Below are 19878 nucleotides of genomic sequence, written 5' to 3'. Positions count from 1 at the left end.
CATCACCTTACTTCATTATTCGATTCCTTCTGTCCATTTAGCTACTTTTTCAGCATTTTCTTCAACCCATTTGCTCGCAGCATCTGCTGGACTCATACCATTACTGATATCAAGCATTACTGATTCCATATCTGCCGTTGTCCAGTGGAAATTATCTAACACTTTAAATGCATCTGGCATTTCATCTTCTAACCCTTTTCTTACAAATGTGTTAATTGTTTCTTCCCCACCAAATACTCCTTTTGGATCTTCTAAATACTTCAATTCGTATTTCGCAAATTTCCAGTGAGGAGTCCATCCAGTGACAACAATTTCTTCTTTATTTTTAATTGCTTCTCCTAAAGCAACCGCCATCGCCCCTGAAGAAGATGGTACTAATTCCCAATCGGCTAAATTTTCATATTCTTGAAGGGCTCTTTCCGTTGCTTGCATTACACCGGCACCTGATTCAATGCCTGTTATTTGCATATTAGCGTGTTTATTCAAATCCTCAATGGAGTCTACATTTTCCATGTATTCAGGTACAACTAATCCAATTTTTGCACCTGATAAGTTTTCACCTAAGTCAACAATATCATCCTTATATGCTTCATATTGTTCACCATGAGTAACTGGTAACCACGCCGCTACCGATGCGTCTGCTTCTCCATTTGCAACAGCTTCCCACATAATGGCATTATCTAGTGGCGTTAATGTTACATCATAACCTAAATCTTCTAACACCTTTCCAATGACATGAGTTGATGCTATTTCAGAATCCCATTCAACATACGCTAAATTGATTTCTTTATCCTCTTCCTTATTTGAATTGTCAACATCATTAGAAGATCCATTTCCACACGCAGCTAAAGCTGCACTCAAACCTAAAGCTAGTCCAATCATCATTAATTTTTTAAATTTCATTATATACTTCCTTCCTATTAATATTTCTTTTTATTTAAACTTTGTGTTAAGCGATCAATGATAATGGCAAAGATAACTAAACTGATACCTGCAACGAATCCATTTCCTACTTGAGCTCTTTGTAGTGCCGACAATACATCCCGACCTAATCCAGGTGCACCAATCATCGATGCAATGACGACCATTGATAATGATAAAAGCACTGTCTGGTTAATGCCTGCCATAATTGTTGATTTGGCTAATGGAAGCTCTAATTTATACAATTTTTGCCAACCTGTACTTCCATAGGAATCCGCAGCTTCCACCAACTCTTTCGGCACTTGTCTTATACCTAAATTCGTAAATCTTACCGTAGGCGGCAATGCGAAAATGACCGATGCAAAAACACCCGGTACGACACCAATACCAAAAAAGGCTACGGCAGGTATTAAATATACAAATCCCGGCATTGTTTGCATGAAGTCCAAAATCGGCTTAATGATATTCTCCGCTACATTACTTTTTGACATTAAAATTCCGATTGGTATACCAATAATGATTGCAATGATACTTGAAAACACCACTAACGTGACGGTATTCATGAGTTCTTTCCAAAGATCTTGATTGTAAATAAACGTTAATCCAACAATCGTAAATACCGCTAATCCGAATTTCTTTTTTGTGGCAAAGAAGGCGATGATAGCGACAATGAGGATGAACAAAATAGGTGGAATAAGCAGCAATAAATCCGTAAAGGATTCCATCGAATTTTTGCCCCATTTTTGAATAAAGGAAAACATTGAGGCAAAATTGTCTGTTAATAAATCCATGAACGTTTCAACCCAATCAGCAACTGGAAGTGAAGGAATAAAGTCGAGCATTTTATTCATCATCAACACCTCCATTACCGTTAGATGAAGAGAGTGTCTCAATCACTACTCCTCTTATTAATACGCCAAGTAATTTTCCGTTTTCCACGACGGCAATCGGTGTAGGTGAATCGGACATCGGCCCTAACACGTCTTGAATTAACGTATCTGGTGGTACCGTCTGCATATCATTTCTTAATATTCCATGTAGATGCCTTTCACCACGCTTAGATGCTTCAAGGGCATCGTTAGCAGTAATATATCCTTTAAAGTTTCTTTGTTTATCAACCGCTAAGATGACGCTCACTTTTTCTTCTCTCATCAACTGTAAAGCAACTTTTGGTCCATCAGCTTCAACGTTAATGGATACTGGACGTATCATTGCGTTTTCGACAGTCAATACTTTCGAACGGTCGACATCTTCAGTGAAGCTTCGAACATAATCGTTCGCTGGATTTGTTAATATTTCTTCTCCTGTTCCGATTTGAATAATTTCACCATCTTTCATTAACGCAATGCGATCCCCTATGCGAAGGGCTTCATTTAAATCATGAGTAATAAATACAATTGTCTTCTTCATTCTTTGTTGCAAATCTAATAATTCATCTTGCATTTCTTTCCGAATGAGTGGATCGAGCGCAGAAAAAGCTTCATCCATTAGTAAAATATCCGGATCATTAGCAAGTGCTCTTGCAAGACCAACCCGTTGTTGCATTCCGCCTGATAATTGGCTTGGATACTGGTCTTTATAAGGCAACAGTCCAGCATTGTCTAAAGCCTTTTCTGCTTTCAATCGCCTTTCCTCTTTTGGAACTCCCTTAATTTCGAGACCATATTCTGTATTTTGCAAAATTGTTCGATGAGGAAATAATCCAAAGTTTTGGAAAACCATGCTCATTTTATCTCTTCGAATTTTTCTTAATTCCTTTTTATTTAATTTGGAGATATTTTGTCCGTCGATGTATATGTTTCCGTTAGTAGGGTCTATTAATCGATTTAATAGACGGATTAATGTCGATTTACCGCTGCCCGAAAGACCCATGATTACAAAAATTTCTCCTTCGTTTACTGTGAAATTCGCATCGTAAACCCCTATTGTTGCGCCGGTTTCTTTGAGAATTTCTGTTTTGCTTTTTTTCTGTTCCACGAGTTTCATCGCAGCATTTATATGTTTACCGAAAATTTTCGTCACATGTTCAACTTTAATTTTTTCCATCTCATACTCCTTTCCACCATTTTTATCTATTTAAAAATGAATAGAATGTTACAAAAGTGACAACTCAATATTAACAACAGGTTGTTACTTTTGTCAAATTGCTAATCTCGGAAACTACAAAAATATAATAAGAAAGGCTTACAAAAGCTCAATTTTGCTTCTGTAAGCCTTTTTTAATTAGGAAATAGAAATTTTTGTACTCTTTCTAGACATTCATCGTTTCCAATAAAATAGATGACATCGTTCAGTTCAATTGTGGTATATGGTCCAGGTGAAATGATCAGTTCTTCCCCACGACGTATACCTACAATCGTTGCCATTGTATGATGCCAAAAATTTATTTCGCCAATCGTTTTAGATAAGTATGGGGAATTCTTTATTACTTCTAAATGAAATGGAACAAAAGGATTAATTGAACGAAAGCGCTCTGTTCGGCTGACTAATCTTTCTGCAGTCTCTTTTAGTTGATCCAGTTCCTTTTTTTGTCGGTCAATGCTCTCTAACATTTCCAATTGTATTTGATGAATGGATTGAACATCTAAAAACTGCTTTATATAATTTGCCGCTTTTTCATAAGACTTAATAACAACACCGCTCCCTTTCGTAGCTTCCACAATTTCTAAGTCTTGTAGAACGGCAATAGCTCTCCTTGCAGTTTCAGCTGAGACCCCATACTGACTTGCCAATGAAGATCTTGCATATATTTTTTCGCCTATTAAATATTTTCCCTCAACAATTTTTGACGCTATGTCGGCAGCAATTTTTTGATATTTTGGTTGCTTTACAATCTTTAATTCTTTATCTCCCATCTATTGCATCAACCTTTCATTCCGTTACTACAAAGTTAAATATAATCGATGTCTATATCAGTAGCCAGTTTTTTCTCTAAAAAAATATTTTCATTTGTATATTGACCTTCACGTTACGTCAACCTTTATGATGAAGTTGTCAGGAGGGATTTCAATGGAGTACACAATTAGTCAATTAGCAAAATTAGCAGGCATCAGTACAAGAACATTGCGATATTACGATGAAATTAATTTATTAAAACCAAAACGAATCAACAGCTCTGGCTATCGGATTTATGGTCAAGAAGAAGTGAATCGATTGCAACAAATTCTATTTTTCCGGGAATTAGACGTCAACATTGAAACAATTATTTCAATCATGAATGATCCAAATTACGATTCAATAAAAGCGTTGGAAAATCATTTAATACAGCTTAGAAATAAGAGATCCCGCCTAGACCGATTAATTGAATCCGTAAAAAAAACGATTGCCCATGAGAAAGGAGAAATGATGATGAGCAATGAAGAAAAATTTGAAGCTTTTAAGGAAAAACTGATAGAAGAAAATGAACAAAAATATGGTGAGGAAATTCGCCAAAAATATGGTGAGAATGTCGTCAGCAAGTCCAACGAAAAATTCCGTAACATGTCGAAAGAAGACTACGAAAGATTTGTGCAACTTGGAGACGAAATACTAAAACTACTAGCAAAAGCTTATGAAATTGGAGATCCTACATCACCACTTGCACAAGAGCTTGCCGCGAAACATAAACAGTGGCTCACTTTCACTTGGCCATCTTATTCAAAAGAAGCTCACCGGGGACTTGCGGAAATGTATGTCGCTGATGAACGCTTTAAAGCTTATTATGACCAAAAAGTTACGGGTCGTACAGAATTTTTGAGAGATGCCATTATTCATTACCTTGAAAACAATTCATAACAGATATAGTGAAAAGTCGCTCCGAATTTAATCGGGCGACTTTTTCCACTTTTTATAAGTATTGAATGATTTCTTAAAAAATTGGAAATAATAGCTGAAGAAACAATCGTTCACTAACTGCTCATAAAGGAGATTTGCCCTAATGATGCAAAAAAATGAGAAAAAACTAACAAAAGTTAAATACAACCACGACAACCGAGAATACATAATTTTAAATAAATGTCCGCACTGCAATTTAGATATACATCCTACGGTTGAAAATACCTATCGATTTGAAAATAAAAGTTTTGAAATTCATATTTTGTCATTAACTTGCCCTTCCTGCCGAAAAGACTATTTTGTTGTTAATAATTGTGGAGAACTAAACAATAACCAAGAGCGATACTTGTTAACGATACCGGGTCATACATTTCAAGATGAATCTCTCATTCAAAATACATCGAAGAAATTTCAAAATTTATATACCCAATCCATCCATGCAGAATTGCAAGGAAATGATGATATCGCCTTTTTTGGATATATTAAATCTCTTGAAGTACTTGTGAAAGATATCGCAATTATCGAACACCCTGATTCTGAAGATATGGTGCTATTCAGCAGCCTTATTCAGTGTTTAGAAAAATTCCACTCAACTAATATTCATTTATTCTCAAAAAAATTGTTGGAAGTATTAAAAAACGACTATTTGCATTATCAAAAGGGGCCGGAGTTTTCCTCATACACAGAACTTGTTAAAGACTGCATCGATTACTTCTTATTGTATTTAGAGTTATTGCAAAAAACTTTTTCATTAAATGATAAACGCACAGAAAAAGAAGCTTGAAAATAGGAAATTGCTCTTATCCACTATTTGCATACTCGTTCATCCACTTGGAAATGCTAGAAATAAAATTAATAAAGGAAGATATAAATGCCAAAAATTGTATCTGTCAGTACTTATAAACCTCCCTACACATTACATCAACATGAAATAGAGCAATTTACAAAGGCATTATTTCAAAATAAAATTCCGCAATTAGAGCGGCTATTAAAAGTGTTTGAAAATGGGGAAATAAAAACGCGGCATTTTTGCGTACCGTTAGAATGGCATAAAGAAGATCATACTTTTGAAGAACGCAATCAATTATATATTCAATTGTCAGTGGATTATAGTGTAAAAGCTATTCAAAGTTGTCTACAAAACGAACTATATTTAAAAAGACCAATTTCGACAGAAGAAATTGATGCCATCTTCTTTGTATCTAGCACAGGCATATCAACTCCCAGCATTGATGCTCGAATCATGAATAAATTGAAATTTTCAGATCGGATAAAACGTTTACCTATTTGGGGGCTTGGTTGCGTTGGAGGAGCATCTGGAATTAGTAGAGCCTACGATTATTGTCTTGCCCATCCAAAGGAAAAAGTGCTTGTCATCTGCGTGGAATTATGCAGCCTCACTTTCCAACGAAATGACTTTTCAAAAAGCAATTTAATTGGCGCATCACTTTTTGCTGATGGTGTTGCTTGCGCCTTAATTTGTGGTGATGAAGCGAAAGTAGAAAATCGAAAAACAGTACCATATATCATTCAAACAGCTTCAAAATGGATGCCTAACTCGGAAAATGTGATGGGTTGGGACGTTAGAAACGATGGGTTTCATGTCATCTTTTCAAAAAGTATACCGACGATTATTTCTAATTGGCTAGGGCCATTCATCCATTCATTTTTCAAAGAGGCAGGCATTTCATTAAATGATCTTGAACATTTCATTGCCCATCCTGGCGGGAAAAAAGTGTTATTAGCCTACGAAGAAGCACTGAATTTAAGCGACAAACATACAGCTATTTCTCGAAAAATTCTTCAACAAAACGGCAATATGTCATCGCCGACGGTACTATACGTTTTAGATGAATATATGAAAACCGTCGAGAAAGATGAATCATATGGTTTAATAGTAGCTCTTGGACCTGGATTTAGTGGAGAAGCAGTATTGCTGCAATGGAGGGATTAATATGCTAATTTTTATGATTGTAACAACAATCGTCATTTTACAAAGAATTTTTGAATTGTTTATTGCAAAACGAAACGAGAGACAAATGCTGCAACTTGGGGCTTATGAAGTAGGGGCCTCACATTATCCCTTCATGATATTGTTACATGTAAGTTTCTTCATCAGTTTAATTGTAGAAGTCATTGTATTTGAACGTACAATATCCCCACTTTTTCTACCTTTATTTATTATTTTTCTACTCGTACAATCTTTAAGAATATGGTGCTTATCTTCATTAGGTATGTATTGGAATACGAAAATTATTGTGTTGCCAGGAGCTCAAATTGTTAAAAAGGGACCATATGCTTTTCTTAAACATCCAAATTATTTCGTTGTTTGTTGTGAAATTATTATATTGCCAATTATGTTTCAAGCTTATTTTACTGCCATTGTATTTACCTTGTTAAACTTCATTATGTTATCGATTCGAATACCAATTGAAGAAAAAGCATTAATGGAAGCGACAAATTATGAATATGAATTTAATAAAAAAATTCAGCATCATAGCTGAATTTTTTCCATTTTCATCAACATAATTTTTATTTTCGTAAACATAATAATAAAAAATCTTTGTTTTAACTTTTCGTTATCAATTTCTAATAACAAATAGCAAAATAATATTAGAAATTATAATAGATAAAGCGTATAATTCAAATTGACGGCAAATTCAAAAAAAGTCAACACTTTTGTAAAATATTTGTCACAATTTAAGAAATATTCAAAAAATGATTGGGTTTTCTTTTTCATTATTAATAGTTATAAAAAAGGAAAACGCTTTCAATCTTTATTTTTATTCATACCATCCAATAAAACACTCACTATTAAAAACAGTACTTGATTTACGAAATATTTGTATTATATTTAAACTGTAGTTAACATTGTTAAACATTTCACATAGTTATAATTGAAGAGTTTTTTCTTTATTGTATGTGAAATATCTATGCTGTTTTTAATAATGGGCACAATGATAAGTAAAGGAGAATGGGTAATGGCAGAAGAATTAGTGAATCAAGTTCAAGAGTCGGCTTTGAAAGAAAAACAAGATTTACTGGATCAATTATTAAAACCAGAAGTGCAAGAGTCCTTAACATATTTAGTAGAACAGCTTCCAAAGCTTGCCGAAGTAGTAGGACTTCTTACAAAGGCTTATGATTTTGCACAACAAGTAGCAACAGATGATGTATTAAAGAGCGACACAGTTAACGCAATTAAAGAAGTTTCTGAACCAGTTGTGAGTACTGTAAAAAGCTTAGCACAAACAGCTATTGAAGCAAAAGAACGTGCAGACGAATCTAAAGAAGCAATCGGGTTATTCGGAGTATTAAAATTGTTGAAGGACCCAGAAGTTCAAAAACTATTACGCTTTGCTAATGCATTTTTAGAAGTTTCAGCTGAACGCAAAAATCAATAAGGTTTTGTTTATTTAATAAAGTAAGGACGGAGGAATAATATGTCAAAAGAAATCGTCATCTTAGGTGCAGGCTACGGTGGGTTATTAACGGCCCTAACATTACGTAAATATGCAAGTAAAGATGAAGCTAAAATCACAGTTGTGAATAAATATCCTAATCACCAATTAATTACTGAATTACACCGTCTTGCAGGTGGAACAATTTCTGAACAAGCAATATCCTTCCCATTAAAGAAATTATTTAAAGGTAAAGACATTGAAACGGTTATCCAAGAAGTAAAATCATTCAATGTGAAAAATAAAGAAGTATATTTAGCAAACGGCTCTGTCTTATCTTATGATTATTTAGTTGTAGCACTTGGTAGCCAAACTGGTTTCTTCGGTATTCCTGGTTTAGAAGAAAACTCAATGGTATTAAAATCTGTAGATGATGCAAAAAGAATTTACAACCATATTGAAAGCAAAATTGCTTCCTATGCAAAAACAAAAAATATTGCGGATGCAACAATCGTCATTGGTGGCGGCGGTTTAACAGGTGTGGAACTTGTTGGTGAAATTGTAGACAACGCTCCAAATATTTGTGCAAAATACGCAGTTGACCCTAGCGAGTTGAATATTAAACTAATAGAAGCTGGTCCAAAAATTTTACCGGTATTACCTGATGAATTAATTGAACGCGCAACAAAAAGCTTAGAAGCTCGTGGAGTTGAATTCTTAACTGGCCTTCCTGTAACAGGTGTAGAAGGTAATGTAATTTCACTAAAAGACGGTTCCACAATTACAGCAAACACATTTGTTTGGACAGGTGGAGTTGCAGCTCTACCAATCGTTCAAGAATCTGGTCTTGAATGCGACCGTGGTAAAGCAATCATCGATGAGTATTTACGTTCTAAATCACATCAAGATGTATTTGTTGTTGGAGATGCTTCCGTTGCTCTTCCTGAAGATGGAGGTCGTCCATTATATGCACCAACTGCTCAAAATGCATGGCAAATGGGAGAAGCTGCAGCTTACAACATTTACGCAACAATTAAAGGCCAAAAACTAAAAGAGTTCAGCCCAGTTAATTCTGGTACTCTTGCAAGCCTTGGACGTAAAGACGGTGTAGCAACTGTTGGTAAAAACAATATTCACCTAAAAGGTTTACCAGCTTCACTTATGAAAGAAGCAAGCCATGTACGCTACTTATCACACATTAAAGCATTATACGGTTTAGTATATTAATGACCAAAAAAGTGCGGCAATCATGCCGCACTTTTTTATTGGCTGGATTCCATATTCTTTGGTTTTCCCGCCTCTACTAATACTTTGTTTCCTACTAAAACAAAACTAAGAACGAACATCGCTACTCCTGTTCCTAATAATAACCACTCAATTTTAATGAAATCGCTAATCGGACCAAAAATTAGCATTCCTAAAGGCATCATGGAAGTAGAAATCATTGTCAGTACACCAAAAATTCTCCCTAAATAGTCTCCTTCAACTTTTTCTTGTAAAAGTACGGTTGAAGGTGTATTAAATAACGGCATCGCTACTCCAGCCAACGCCATAATGGAGCAATAAAACCAGAAGTTTGGCACAATCCCTAATAAAAATGTGCAAACTCCGAATATTATACTTGATAATGCCATCGTATATGTTCGGTTTTTAAATCCTCCCCATACAGCAATGACTGCTCCCCCAGCCATCATACCGATAGAAAATGCAATTTCGATCGCTGAAAGCCGCCATACATCTTCTCCAAATGTACGAGTTACTTGCAACGGTGTTAAGAAGGAAACAGGGGCCGCCATAACAAAGAATATCGCAAAATATATAAATAAAATTTTCAAGAATTCATTGTTTTTAATATAAACAAGTCCCTGTTTAAAGTCAGCAAAATAGCTGATTTGTTGTTGTAATGCTTTTTCATGCGGGGGAATTTGTAAAAAGAATAGCAAAGTTGCCACCGCAATCGCAGCTGTTACGACATCAATAAAAAATAGTGTTTCCAACGTTGTAATAGTAAGCAAAGCCGCACTAACCATTGGTGAAAGCAGCATTACAAGGGCTTGAATACTGCCATTAATTCCGTTCACTTTTGTTAAATGCTCTTCAGGAACGATTTGTGGTAATATTGCCCCTACTGTCGGCGTTTGAATACCAGTTCCAAATGAGCGAATGACGTACATTATAAAGAGCATCCAAAGAGATTCATAACCGCTTAAAAATAAAATAGCTAGAATAAGTGTAGCCAAAGCAATGGCGGAATCTGATAAGATAATTAACATTTTCCGGTTATAACGATCTGCCCATACTCCTGCAAAAGGCGATAATAAAAAAGTAGGAACAAATCCACAGAGAATGGCAATCGTCATCATGATTCCCGACTGAGTCGTTAACGTGATATACCACATGATGGCGTATTGAACGATTGAAGAACCGAAAAGCGATATCGTTTGACTCGTTAGAAATACGCTAATATTTCGTTTCCAATGAATATAATGATTTGTTTTCATAGGCAATTACTTCCTTTATTGTATAATTCATTTTAAAATTGTTTATTGTAAACGGTTAAAACAATTTATTATCATTTAGGGTTTACCCTTTGAAGAAATAACCTATTCAAATAAAGTAATCTAGCCATTAGTAATAGACTGAATGTTGATGTAATGTGGAATTATAAGCATATAAAGTAATAATCAATATTTAAAGGTGTGACGTTCCATTGGTAGAAAATAACATACGGACTCCCATTTACCCTATCATGATTGCCATTGCAATAGGACATTTAATTAATGATACTGTTCAAAATATTGCACCAGCAATGTTCCCTTATCTTGCAAGAGATTTAGGTTTTACTTTTACTCAACTGGGGCTTATTAGTTTTGTATTAAATATGGTTTCTTCAACACTTCAACCGATCATCGGCTTTATTAGTGATAAAAAACCGATTGCATACGCATTACCTATAGGAATGATGAGCGTCTTCATCGGTTTAAGTATGTTTGCATTCGCTAATCAATATTACATCCTTTTAATTGCTGCCATCTTTTTAGGATTTGGTTCAGCCATTTTCCATCCGGAAGGCTCTCGCGTTTCATTTATGTCTGCAGGCAATAAGCGGGGCCTATCACAATCGATTTACCAAGTCGGTGGAAATTCTGGGCAAGCTATCGCTCCTTTAATTGGTGCCCTTATTTTAGATGCATTAGGACAAAGAGGGGCTGCTGTATTGCTTCTTCTCGTTGCTATTGGAATTGTGTTGTTATTTAACATTTCAAAATGGTATGCTCGACAATTAAATGCCGAGAAATTAAACCAAAAGCAAAAAAAAGTGTTAATTTCTTCCTTGCCACCATTAACAAAAAAACAAGTGGGAATCGCTCTCATATTGCTGTTTACGATTATTTTTGCACGCTCTTTTTACACAACGAATATTCAAAATTACTATGTGTTTTATTTAATAGATCATTATGATTTGACTACCCGTATCGGCCAAATTTTAATCTTTATATTTATGGCTTTTGGCGTTGTTGGAACATTTTTTGGAGGATCCCTTTCCGATCGCATCGGTCGGAAAAATGTCATTTTACTTTCAGTAGTTGTACCGATTCCTTTATGTTTATTACTGCCGTACATGCCTCTTTGGCTTGTACCTGTATTTTTAATTATTATCGGAACACTAATAATGATTAGCTTCTCTGTAACTGTCGTTTATGCTCAAGAATTAGTACCTAGCAAAATCGGAACAATGGCAGGACTGACAACGGGGTTTGCCTTTGGAATGGGTGCAGTTGGATCTGTCGCTATCGGTTGGCTACTGGATACAATAGGAATAGAAATGACAATGAAAATCATCTCCGTATTACCAATCATCTTAGTAGTCGCATTTCTATTGCCTAAGGATCAAGTCAAAAAAGAACTGAGTTAATAAGCTAATCGATACTTGCCAAGTGCATCAAGGCATATTGTATCTTTTTCGTAACGCTAATTTAAAAGTAAGGGGGAAGAATACAACTCTTCCCTCTATTTTCTTTTAAATAACTTTTTCTTACGAATGAATCGTACAACAAACCAAATGAATACAACAGCTATTACTGCATAGGCAATGTTTGAATAGACGTCCATCACTTCTACAATTTTCTCCCAATTCTCTCCAACTGTTGCACCAACATGCACTAATACAGTATTCCATATTAACGTACCTAATGTCGTTAATAAAATGAATAGCCAGAATTTCATATTACTCATCCCGGCTGGAATGGAGATTAAACTACGAATGAGAGGTATAAATCGACAGAAGAACACAGTCCAAAAACCATATCTGTCAAACCAAGCATCAGCTTTATAAATATCGTTTCTTGTTAATCTTAAAATGTGACCATATTTATCAACTATTTTTACTAGCCGTTCGACATCCAACAACAAGCCAATACCGTATAAAATGATTGCGCCCGCAACGGAACCAAGAGTTGAAGCAATGATTACTCCTGTGACCGTCAAATCAGTAAAAGTAGTCATAAATCCACCAAAGGTTAAAATAACTTCTGAAGGAATTGGAGGAAATAGGTTTTCTAACATAATTAACAGGAATACACCTATATACCCAAAATCCTCCATAATTCTTTGAATCCAAGTTTCCATCTATTCTTCCCCTTATGTATTTCTTATATTTATTTCTATTTTCACACTAACTATATCATTATGAATTTATTCCTTCTCATAGTCAAACTAATCAAATTATTAGACTGTATATCGTTTCCATAAGTTTCATGATTATGGATCATTTTATATTGTAAAATTAAGTTAAGAAGAAAAATCTCAGAACATCTTATGTAAAGGAGGTTTGTTTATGTATGTTGCCGATCAAAAAACAATGCAACTGCTTGACCATTTTACAATGGAACAGCTAGGGCTACCTGGTGCTGTATTGATGGAAAACGCAGGGAACGCTGTCGTGCAAGCAATTTTAAAGGACTACCCCAAAAATACTAGTGTACTTGTGTTATCTGGGCACGGGAATAATGGTGGTGATGGCTTTGTTATCGCGAGACGATTAATTGATTTTGGATACGATGTATTACTTTGTTTTATTGGAAATGAAGCTAAACTAAAAGGCGATGCTCGAATACATTATCAAGTATACAAAAATCGTCAGTTGCCTTTCTATCACTTTAATGCTGAAGAAAATGATATATTTACATATATTCAACAGGCGGATGTCATTATTGATGCGATGCTAGGAACTGGAGTTTCCGGTGAAGTTCGATTTCCGTTCAATCAAATCATTGAAGCTGTTAATGATTCAAAAAAAGATGTAATAAGTGTGGATATTCCTTCTGGGCTTAACTCCGACACGGGTAAAGCCGCAAGTACAACGATTAAAGCAACGAAAACAATTACTTTTGCCATGCCAAAAATGGGATTTTTTGTTGGTGATGGTCCTACAGTGATTGGCAAATGGGAAGTTGCAGATATTTCCGTTCCTGATTCAGTTGTTGAGACCCTTCAATTAAAACTGCCTAAACTACTAGATGAAGCTACTGCAATATCCTCTCTGCCACAAAGAATAAAACATGGACATAAAGGAGCTTTCGGACACTGCCTTGTAATAGGTGGTTGTAAACATTATGTAGGGGCGCCAGTCTATACAGCAAAGGCTGCTTTTCACTCAGGAATTGGTCTTGTAACCCTTGCTATTCCAGAAAAAATTTATCCACTTGTTGCTGGAACATGTCATGAAAGTCTCTTTATCCCACTATCCGATTCAAATGGATTTATTAACTGGAAAGCTATTGAAACAATCGACTTTTCTAAATATACAACAATCGCCTTTGGGCCTGGATTGGGAAGAGAGTTAGACGGCGATGCAATAATTCGAACATTGCTAGATCAGCTAACAACACAAACACTCATTATAGACGCAGATGGATTGTATTTTCTTAAAAACCATTTAGAACAGTTGCAACATTATAAAGGGGATATTATTTTAACTCCACATCCAGGAGAAATGGCTACCTTGACGGGAAAATCAGTTGCTGAAATTGAAGCGAATCGCTTAGAAACAGCAAAAAATTTTGCTGCAACATACGGAGCTTATTTATTGTTAAAAGGACATCGACCAATCATTGCAACACCTACTAGCGAACTTTGGATAAATCCTTATGGAAATGATGCTTTAGGTAAAGGTGGCAGTGGAGACGTATTAACTGGTTTAATTGCTTCCCTAGTTTCCCAGCATCAGAATCCCCTAAAAGCCATGTTATGTGCAAGTTTTTATCATGCTATTGCCGCGGAAGAATTAGGGAGAAATTCGTCCAATTATGGAGTAACTCCAATGGATATCATCCATTATATCCCTATACTATTCGGCCGTAAATAAACAAATAGGATTGAAAGTCCTTGTGATGAAATCTGCTACAAGGACTTTCTTTGACATTCTCTTTATAAAAAAACAAAAGGCCCTATTCATGGAGGCCAAAACTATTTTTTTAAGTATAATGCTTCTCTCACTTTATTAAACTGTTTTAAATCATAATGAATATATTCAAACAAATAGGACGAAATAGTATATTTGGATGAATGAATGCGATAACTTTTCGACCATTTTTCATCTTCTAAATTATTTACAGCAATAATAAGGCTTCTTCTAACAGAGGTAAATTTTTCTATAATCTCTTCCTTTTTTCTTTTTCTACTCTCAATTAATGATTGTTGTTTGATTGCTTGTTTGTCTAGTTCTTTTGGAAAAACTCCATCTTTTTTAAAGTAGGGAATTCGTTTTTGAAGGACAAATTCATCTAACGCAATGAAATGAGTGACAACGCCTGCAATTGTCCATTCGTCATTTGTTAATGATAAGTACCATTCATTTTCCGTCAGTTTTGATAAATTTTTTACAAAATCCACTGAATTCTCGAAATGAATTAATATTTTTTCTTTATTTTTATCCAAGAATGTCAGCTCCTATAGGTTTACTTATTGTAGTAATCCTTCGATACAAAAAAGAAAACTCCTTCTCTTTTCAATTTAAATTTTTTTATTTTCGAAAAAAATGCCCCAAAAGTAGAAAACTTTTGAGGCTTCTTATTACTAATGAATGCTTTCTTTTAATCGCTTAACATTTTTTAATATCACTTTACTTTTAGGAATACTTGGTATCGTATCCATCGTGATATACATGTCCTGTTCTGGAATCTCATAATCCATTTTATTTAACAAATACTCTAAACTTAATTTCATCGCTTCAATGGTTAGTTGTTCACCTGGACAACGATGGGTTGTTTCATATCTTCCGCCGCCTTGCGGAATGAAACTGAATTGGTCATCCTGCCATTGGGCAAAACGTTCAGGTTGAAATTCATCGGGATTTACCCAAATATTCGGATCATGATTAGTACCGTAAATATCCAATAAAACGAGCGTCCCTTCATGAAATGCATATCCGTTCCAAGTAAAACTACTTTTAGCCTTTGCTGCAGCAACAGGAACAAGAGGATAAAAACGTCTTACTTCTTGAATAAATAAGTGGATATAATCAGGCGTATTTTTTAATTTTACTCTTTCGTGAGGAAATTGGGATAATGCCATTACAATGAAATTAATATAGATGGAAATCGCAACAATAGGTCTTAAAATATTAATAATCTCAACTGCCACTGTTTCTACATCTAACAAACTGCCATTTAAATCTTTATAAAATACAAATTGATGTAATATCGATTCACTTTGTACTTGTACTTCGTTGGATCGTATTTTTTCTATCAATTTCTCCATCTTTTTTTCCAATTGATTTCTTTTATTTCTACCTATCCAATGTTGCAAGCCAAATGCGATAGGCGTTTCAAACATCGCTCCTATTTCCTTCATCAATATATCCATATCTTTTTCATGGGGAGGATACCCAATCCATTTAAATGACGCTTTACAAAACAGCGTTTTCATTTCTTCATAAAAAATAATTTCTGTTTCTTTACTCCATTGATCTAATGCTTTTTCCCATTCAAGTTTTGCAATATCTAAAAACTCATTTATTTTTTCTTTTGTCATGACATTCATAAACATTTTTTTGCGATGTCGATGAGCTACTCCATCAAGGGTTTGAACGCTATTTTTCCCGAATAAGGTTTCAATGATGCGGTTTGGAACAGCATCTTGACGTTGAAATTTTGTTTGATCATAAAACAATTGTGCCGCTTCTTTCCCACCCATGCATATCGCCTTTTTCCCCAATATTCTTGTTTCAAAAATATTGGTTTGCAAGCTTTTTCTGCGATTTAAAATGTATTCATACCCTTCTTTTAAAAGTGCTAGGCTATGATCAATACCTTCATCTCTTGGAATTTCATTGATATTTTCCATTGTTGCACCTCACAAACAATATTTGGCTATATTTATTTTGTTACAGGTTTTATATTTCATACAGAGATACAACAATTGCTAAACTAGACTGACAAGTAAAGTTTCCCTTATCCAACATTATATCGATATAAATCATTCATTCGATTTTCGCTCATTATCAAATGAAATAAAGGTCCTTCATATTCCAACTGCAAATTCGTTAAACACTGTAAATCATAAGGGGAAATCAGAGAAATCGGTTTATGAAATTCGTAATTCGCCCCTTCTTTTAAAACGTGAGCAACAAATTGAGAGCAAAAATAAGCATTTTTTCGATGTGATGGTTTATTAAAAGTGTATGTAATAAGCCCTGTTAAATTGTATTTATATTTTTGTTGTTCTGCTTCAATAGATTTTATGATTTCTTTCATACGAGCAATTTGTTCTTTTGTAGCCCAAATGCTATATACAGCTCCTCTACTTTTTAAAAAAAGCGTACTACGTAAATCTTCCTTTACAAAACCGCCGATAAATGGATTATTTGGATATTTTCTTCCAAAACTGTACACTTCCTGAAAATTTGAGTCAAATGCAATGGATGCATGATTATAAGTTTTTTTCGTATAAAGCTTAATCATTCTCGTAAAAAGCGTTCCAGTATCGGTAAATAATAAATATACTTTTTCCATCTCGACTTTCTCCTTTGTAAATATACCTCCATTCTAACGACATTACATACACCATTAAACCGCCCGAAGAAATATATTCTTTTCAGTCTTAGGTCGTATTTAATCAATATGTAATGAATTGCAATGGAAATAATATTGTTTATTTGAGATGGATAAATCATAAACAGCGCAATAGTTGGAGAATAGACCTACAAATAGGGGATTGTTATGGAAGGGAATGGGCATATTGTGTTCATCTCTTATTTGTCATTTTCCTATTTGATAAAAAAATTGACCCGGAAACTAAGTTCCGGGCCTCGATTTCACAAATCACGACATGAATTCAGAAACTCTTCGGTGTTACTCCATATTCAATTTACTTTTGAACAATGGACTTTCCTTCACCTTGACGAGTTTTCGGCGGAGTGTCAGAATCAAATTGATCTTTGATCTTTTCCATCGGGAAATCCCTCCTGTTTATCATGTCGGATTGTCTTGTGAAATCATTATTTATTATGACTGCTTTACAAATATTTATACACAAATCGCTACTTTTTTGAAAAAATATCTGAAAAAAACCCGGAAACTAAGTTCCGGGCACTTTCACTAGGACGCCATGATGCTCTTTAATACTGCCTTGCCTTCGCATCCGTTCTCAAAATTTGGTTATGAAGTGATATTTCCGTTTGACCGTTAATTTGAGATTTTTGATATTTCGGCTTTAAGTTTTGATTTCGAAGAGCTTTCGGAAAAACTTCCTTCTTACTCATCGGCAATCACCTCTTTCATCATGGTCGATTTCCTTAGTGAAATCATTGTTAGTATGAAAAATTCAGCAAACAACTATGCTTTCCTTATATTTTCATTTATTTTGCAACACACTTAGAATGGACATAAAATTTCTTCGACACCATTTGAACATTTTTTTCGTCGCTCCATATTTTATTAAAGAAAGGAGCGATGTGGTTGATCTCAATTGAACCCATTGAATTACAAGGACATATGTACACTGCCGTCACTGTTCACTTGCCGAAAACAACTTTATTAACAATCTCGAATGAAATTGGGTACATTATGTGTGGTGCGCTAGATGTTGAACTATTGAACACTCGGTTAGCTGACAGAAAAATTATTGCAGGTCGTGCAGTTGGGGTAAAAACCATTGATGAATTATTAAAAGCTCCGCTCGAATCTGTTACAACTGAAGCCGAAAAAATGGGAATTGTTAAAGGAATGACCGGAGAAGAAGCATTATTAAAAATGATCTAAAATTTTACAAATTGAAAGGAGGTTCTACTTGTTGATCCTCCTTTTATCCGATAAATCGATTAAATTGGTGTTTTTGTTCAACTAATGAAATAACATCTTCGCAAATAACTTCAGCTGATCTTGGGCAATATATTTCTTTCATATTATCAATTAACCGGTTTCGATGGTTTTCATCTCCAATTAACTGAAGTACAGACATAACTAAATCATCAGGTTGATTCACAATAATTGCCGCATCCTTAGACTGAAAGTAATTTGCATTTTCCAACTCTTGACCAGGCACTACTTGATACAGCAACAGCGGTACTTGAACAGCTAATGCTTCACTTAACGTAATTCCTCCTGGCTTTGTAATCATTACGGTAGCCATTTTCATCATTTCATCCATTTTGTTCGTGTACCCAAATATTTTAACATTTTGATTTTCGGAAAATTTTTCTAATAGATTATTTTTCAACTCCTCATTCTTCCCGCATATGACGAGTATTTGATTATTGTCATGCTGCAATAATTTCTCCATAATTCCTTCAATATCTTTTATTACTCCATAAGCTCCCGTTGCAATTAAAATTACAGGCTTTTTTGAATCTAAACCATAAGATTCAAGAAGATCGTTTCGGTCCACTGAGCGTTCAAACTTTTCTTCAATTGGAATTCCTGTGACCTTAATTTTATAATCAGGTGTTCCAGCGTTTATTAAATTTTGTTTTAAATCTTCAGTTGCCACATAATATCGGTCTATATAATCATGAATCCAATTTTTATGAGCTTGAAAATCTGTAATCACATTTACAATGGGTAATTGAATACCTGTTTTTCTTTTTAATTCTGGTACAACTCGCATTGGAAATGTATTCACTATAATATCTGGCTTTACTGTCTCAACCATTCGCATCAGTTTTTTCATTCCATAAGTATTCATAAATTCAATATCGAAATACCTTTTATTTCTTCTACCTCCATAATATAGTAATCCATAGATTTTCCGACCATAATTAAAACTCTTTATATATAAATATTTTGAAGCCTTTGTTAATAATGGGTGAGAATCGTAGTAAAGATCAGATTCTATTACATCTGTAATGCCATAGTTAAAGAATGTATTTTTTAAAGTATTTGATACTTTTAAATGACCATTTCCATAGCTCCCCGTTAATAGCAGAATCTTTAAATCCCTCTCCACAATATCACCCTCACACATAAAATCCATCGTTTTCATTTTATTTAAACAATATTGAATAGGTAATCATTCCAAAAAATAATACTTATTTTTATAACTTATGCCTAACAATACGTAGTTAATGTGCAAAATTTTCTATTACACATAATTGATTTTCAAGCAAAAGAAAACTTTATTAAAATTTTATTCTGTTTAACTAGAGTCACCTTATTTTTCATTCTTTTGGAATGAAATTCAAACTTATGAATATACATGAATATAAGATTTTTTATGAACTTGGAAAACTAATATTAGAATCCAT

The 19878-nt window shown here is 34.4% G+C and carries 20 protein-coding genes; 9 read left to right on the top strand and 11 right to left on the bottom strand.

Annotation, left to right across the window (positions count from 1 at the left end):
• Positions 1 to 15: 15 nt before the first annotated feature.
• The 4 genes from NSQ18_RS08560 to NSQ18_RS08545 form a co-directional block, all read right to left on the bottom strand.
• Complete coding sequence (locus tag NSQ18_RS08560; protein ID WP_339287710.1) at positions 16 to 903, bottom strand: glycine betaine ABC transporter substrate-binding protein; 888 nt, start codon at positions 901 to 903, stop codon at positions 16 to 18.
• Between the two features lie 17 nt (positions 904 to 920).
• Positions 921 to 1772 (bottom strand): proline/glycine betaine ABC transporter permease, encoded by an 852-nt coding sequence (locus NSQ18_RS08555; protein ID WP_016838371.1) that lies wholly within the window; start codon positions 1770 to 1772, stop codon positions 921 to 923.
• Entirely contained in the window at positions 1765 to 2967 is a 1203-nt protein-coding gene (locus NSQ18_RS08550; RefSeq protein ID WP_016838372.1) for a glycine betaine/L-proline ABC transporter ATP-binding protein, read from the bottom strand. Before NSQ18_RS08550 ends, NSQ18_RS08555 begins: the two co-directional genes overlap by 8 nt.
• Before the next feature lie 173 nt (positions 2968 to 3140).
• Entirely contained in the window at positions 3141 to 3776 is a 636-nt protein-coding gene (locus NSQ18_RS08545; protein ID WP_016838373.1) for a TrkA C-terminal domain-containing protein, read from the bottom strand.
• Between the two features lie 154 nt (positions 3777 to 3930).
• Between NSQ18_RS08545 and NSQ18_RS08540 the strand changes: the two genes are divergently transcribed.
• The 6 genes from NSQ18_RS08540 (at position 3931) to NSQ18_RS08515 (ending at position 9362) form a co-directional block, all read left to right on the top strand.
• The gene (locus NSQ18_RS08540) at positions 3931 to 4695 is read left to right on the top strand and encodes a MerR family transcriptional regulator (protein ID WP_016838374.1); all 765 of its coding nucleotides are present in this window, start codon (positions 3931 to 3933) and stop codon (positions 4693 to 4695) included.
• Positions 4696 to 4837: 142 nt separating this feature from the next.
• On the top strand, positions 4838 to 5518 hold the full coding sequence (locus NSQ18_RS08535) for a hypothetical protein (protein WP_096550162.1): 681 nt from the start codon (positions 4838 to 4840) through the stop codon (positions 5516 to 5518).
• Between the two features lie 87 nt (positions 5519 to 5605).
• Complete coding sequence (locus tag NSQ18_RS08530) at positions 5606 to 6688, top strand: 3-oxoacyl-[acyl-carrier-protein] synthase III C-terminal domain-containing protein (protein ID WP_016838376.1); 1083 nt, start codon at positions 5606 to 5608, stop codon at positions 6686 to 6688.
• A gap of 1 nt (position 6689) precedes the next feature.
• On the top strand, positions 6690 to 7238 hold the full coding sequence (locus tag NSQ18_RS08525) for an isoprenylcysteine carboxylmethyltransferase family protein (RefSeq protein WP_339287706.1): 549 nt from the start codon (positions 6690 to 6692) through the stop codon (positions 7236 to 7238).
• A 477-nt stretch (positions 7239 to 7715) separates the two neighbouring features.
• Entirely contained in the window at positions 7716 to 8138 is a 423-nt protein-coding gene (locus NSQ18_RS08520) for a DUF1641 domain-containing protein (RefSeq protein WP_016838378.1), read from the top strand.
• A 39-nt stretch (positions 8139 to 8177) separates the two neighbouring features.
• Positions 8178 to 9362: an NAD(P)/FAD-dependent oxidoreductase gene (locus tag NSQ18_RS08515; RefSeq protein ID WP_016838379.1), complete on the top strand. Its 1185-nt coding sequence runs from the start codon at positions 8178 to 8180 to the stop codon at positions 9360 to 9362.
• 35 nt (positions 9363 to 9397) lie between these two features.
• Here the strand turns inward: NSQ18_RS08515 and NSQ18_RS08510 are convergent, their stop codons facing one another.
• Positions 9398 to 10636, bottom strand: a complete 1239-nt coding sequence (locus NSQ18_RS08510; RefSeq protein WP_016839070.1) for an MFS transporter — start codon at positions 10634 to 10636, stop codon at positions 9398 to 9400.
• 248 nt (positions 10637 to 10884) lie between these two features.
• On the opposite strand from NSQ18_RS08510, the gene NSQ18_RS08505 reads away from it, so the two are divergent.
• Positions 10885 to 12051 carry an MFS transporter gene (locus NSQ18_RS08505; RefSeq protein ID WP_339287700.1) on the top strand — a complete coding sequence of 389 codons (1167 nt, stop codon included), beginning with the start codon at positions 10885 to 10887 and terminating at the stop codon, positions 12049 to 12051.
• Positions 12052 to 12146: 95 nt separating this feature from the next.
• On the opposite strand, the gene NSQ18_RS08500 is transcribed toward NSQ18_RS08505, so the two are convergent.
• Entirely contained in the window at positions 12147 to 12764 is a 618-nt protein-coding gene (locus NSQ18_RS08500; RefSeq protein WP_016839068.1) for a DedA family protein, read from the bottom strand.
• 208 nt (positions 12765 to 12972) lie between these two features.
• Here NSQ18_RS08500 and NSQ18_RS08495 point away from each other — a divergent pair, with 208 nt between their 5' ends.
• Positions 12973 to 14502: an NAD(P)H-hydrate dehydratase gene (locus NSQ18_RS08495; protein WP_096550159.1), complete on the top strand. Its 1530-nt coding sequence runs from the start codon at positions 12973 to 12975 to the stop codon at positions 14500 to 14502.
• 101 nt (positions 14503 to 14603) lie between these two features.
• Here the strand turns inward: NSQ18_RS08495 and NSQ18_RS08490 are convergent, their stop codons facing one another.
• The 4 genes from NSQ18_RS08490 to NSQ18_RS08475 form a co-directional block, all read right to left on the bottom strand.
• On the bottom strand, positions 14604 to 15074 hold the full coding sequence (locus tag NSQ18_RS08490) for a DinB family protein (RefSeq protein ID WP_016839066.1): 471 nt from the start codon (positions 15072 to 15074) through the stop codon (positions 14604 to 14606).
• A gap of 138 nt (positions 15075 to 15212) precedes the next feature.
• Positions 15213 to 16481 (bottom strand): cytochrome P450, encoded by a 1269-nt coding sequence (locus tag NSQ18_RS08485; protein WP_016839065.1) that lies wholly within the window; start codon positions 16479 to 16481, stop codon positions 15213 to 15215.
• A gap of 107 nt (positions 16482 to 16588) precedes the next feature.
• Positions 16589 to 17149: a hypothetical protein gene (locus NSQ18_RS08480; RefSeq protein WP_016839064.1), complete on the bottom strand. Its 561-nt coding sequence runs from the start codon at positions 17147 to 17149 to the stop codon at positions 16589 to 16591.
• Positions 17150 to 17754: 605 nt separating this feature from the next.
• A complete protein-coding gene (locus NSQ18_RS08475) occupies positions 17755 to 17898 on the bottom strand; it encodes a YpzG family protein (protein WP_016839063.1) in 144 nt (47 codons plus the stop codon).
• A gap of 196 nt (positions 17899 to 18094) precedes the next feature.
• On the opposite strand from NSQ18_RS08475, the gene NSQ18_RS08470 reads away from it, so the two are divergent.
• On the top strand, positions 18095 to 18397 hold the full coding sequence (locus tag NSQ18_RS08470; RefSeq protein ID WP_016839062.1) for a DUF1805 domain-containing protein: 303 nt from the start codon (positions 18095 to 18097) through the stop codon (positions 18395 to 18397).
• A gap of 43 nt (positions 18398 to 18440) precedes the next feature.
• Here NSQ18_RS08470 and NSQ18_RS08465 read toward each other — a convergent pair whose 3' ends face one another.
• Positions 18441 to 19616, bottom strand: a complete 1176-nt coding sequence (locus tag NSQ18_RS08465) for a glycosyltransferase (RefSeq protein ID WP_083839547.1) — start codon at positions 19614 to 19616, stop codon at positions 18441 to 18443.
• Between the last annotated feature and the right edge of the window lie 262 nt (positions 19617 to 19878).

Source organism: Ureibacillus sp. FSL K6-0786, from assembly GCF_037965165.1.
GTDB lineage: Bacteria > Bacillota > Bacilli > Bacillales_A > Planococcaceae > Ureibacillus > Ureibacillus thermosphaericus.
The sequence above is the reverse complement of the archived record's forward strand: the minus strand, read 5'-3'. Positions and strand labels throughout refer to the sequence as shown.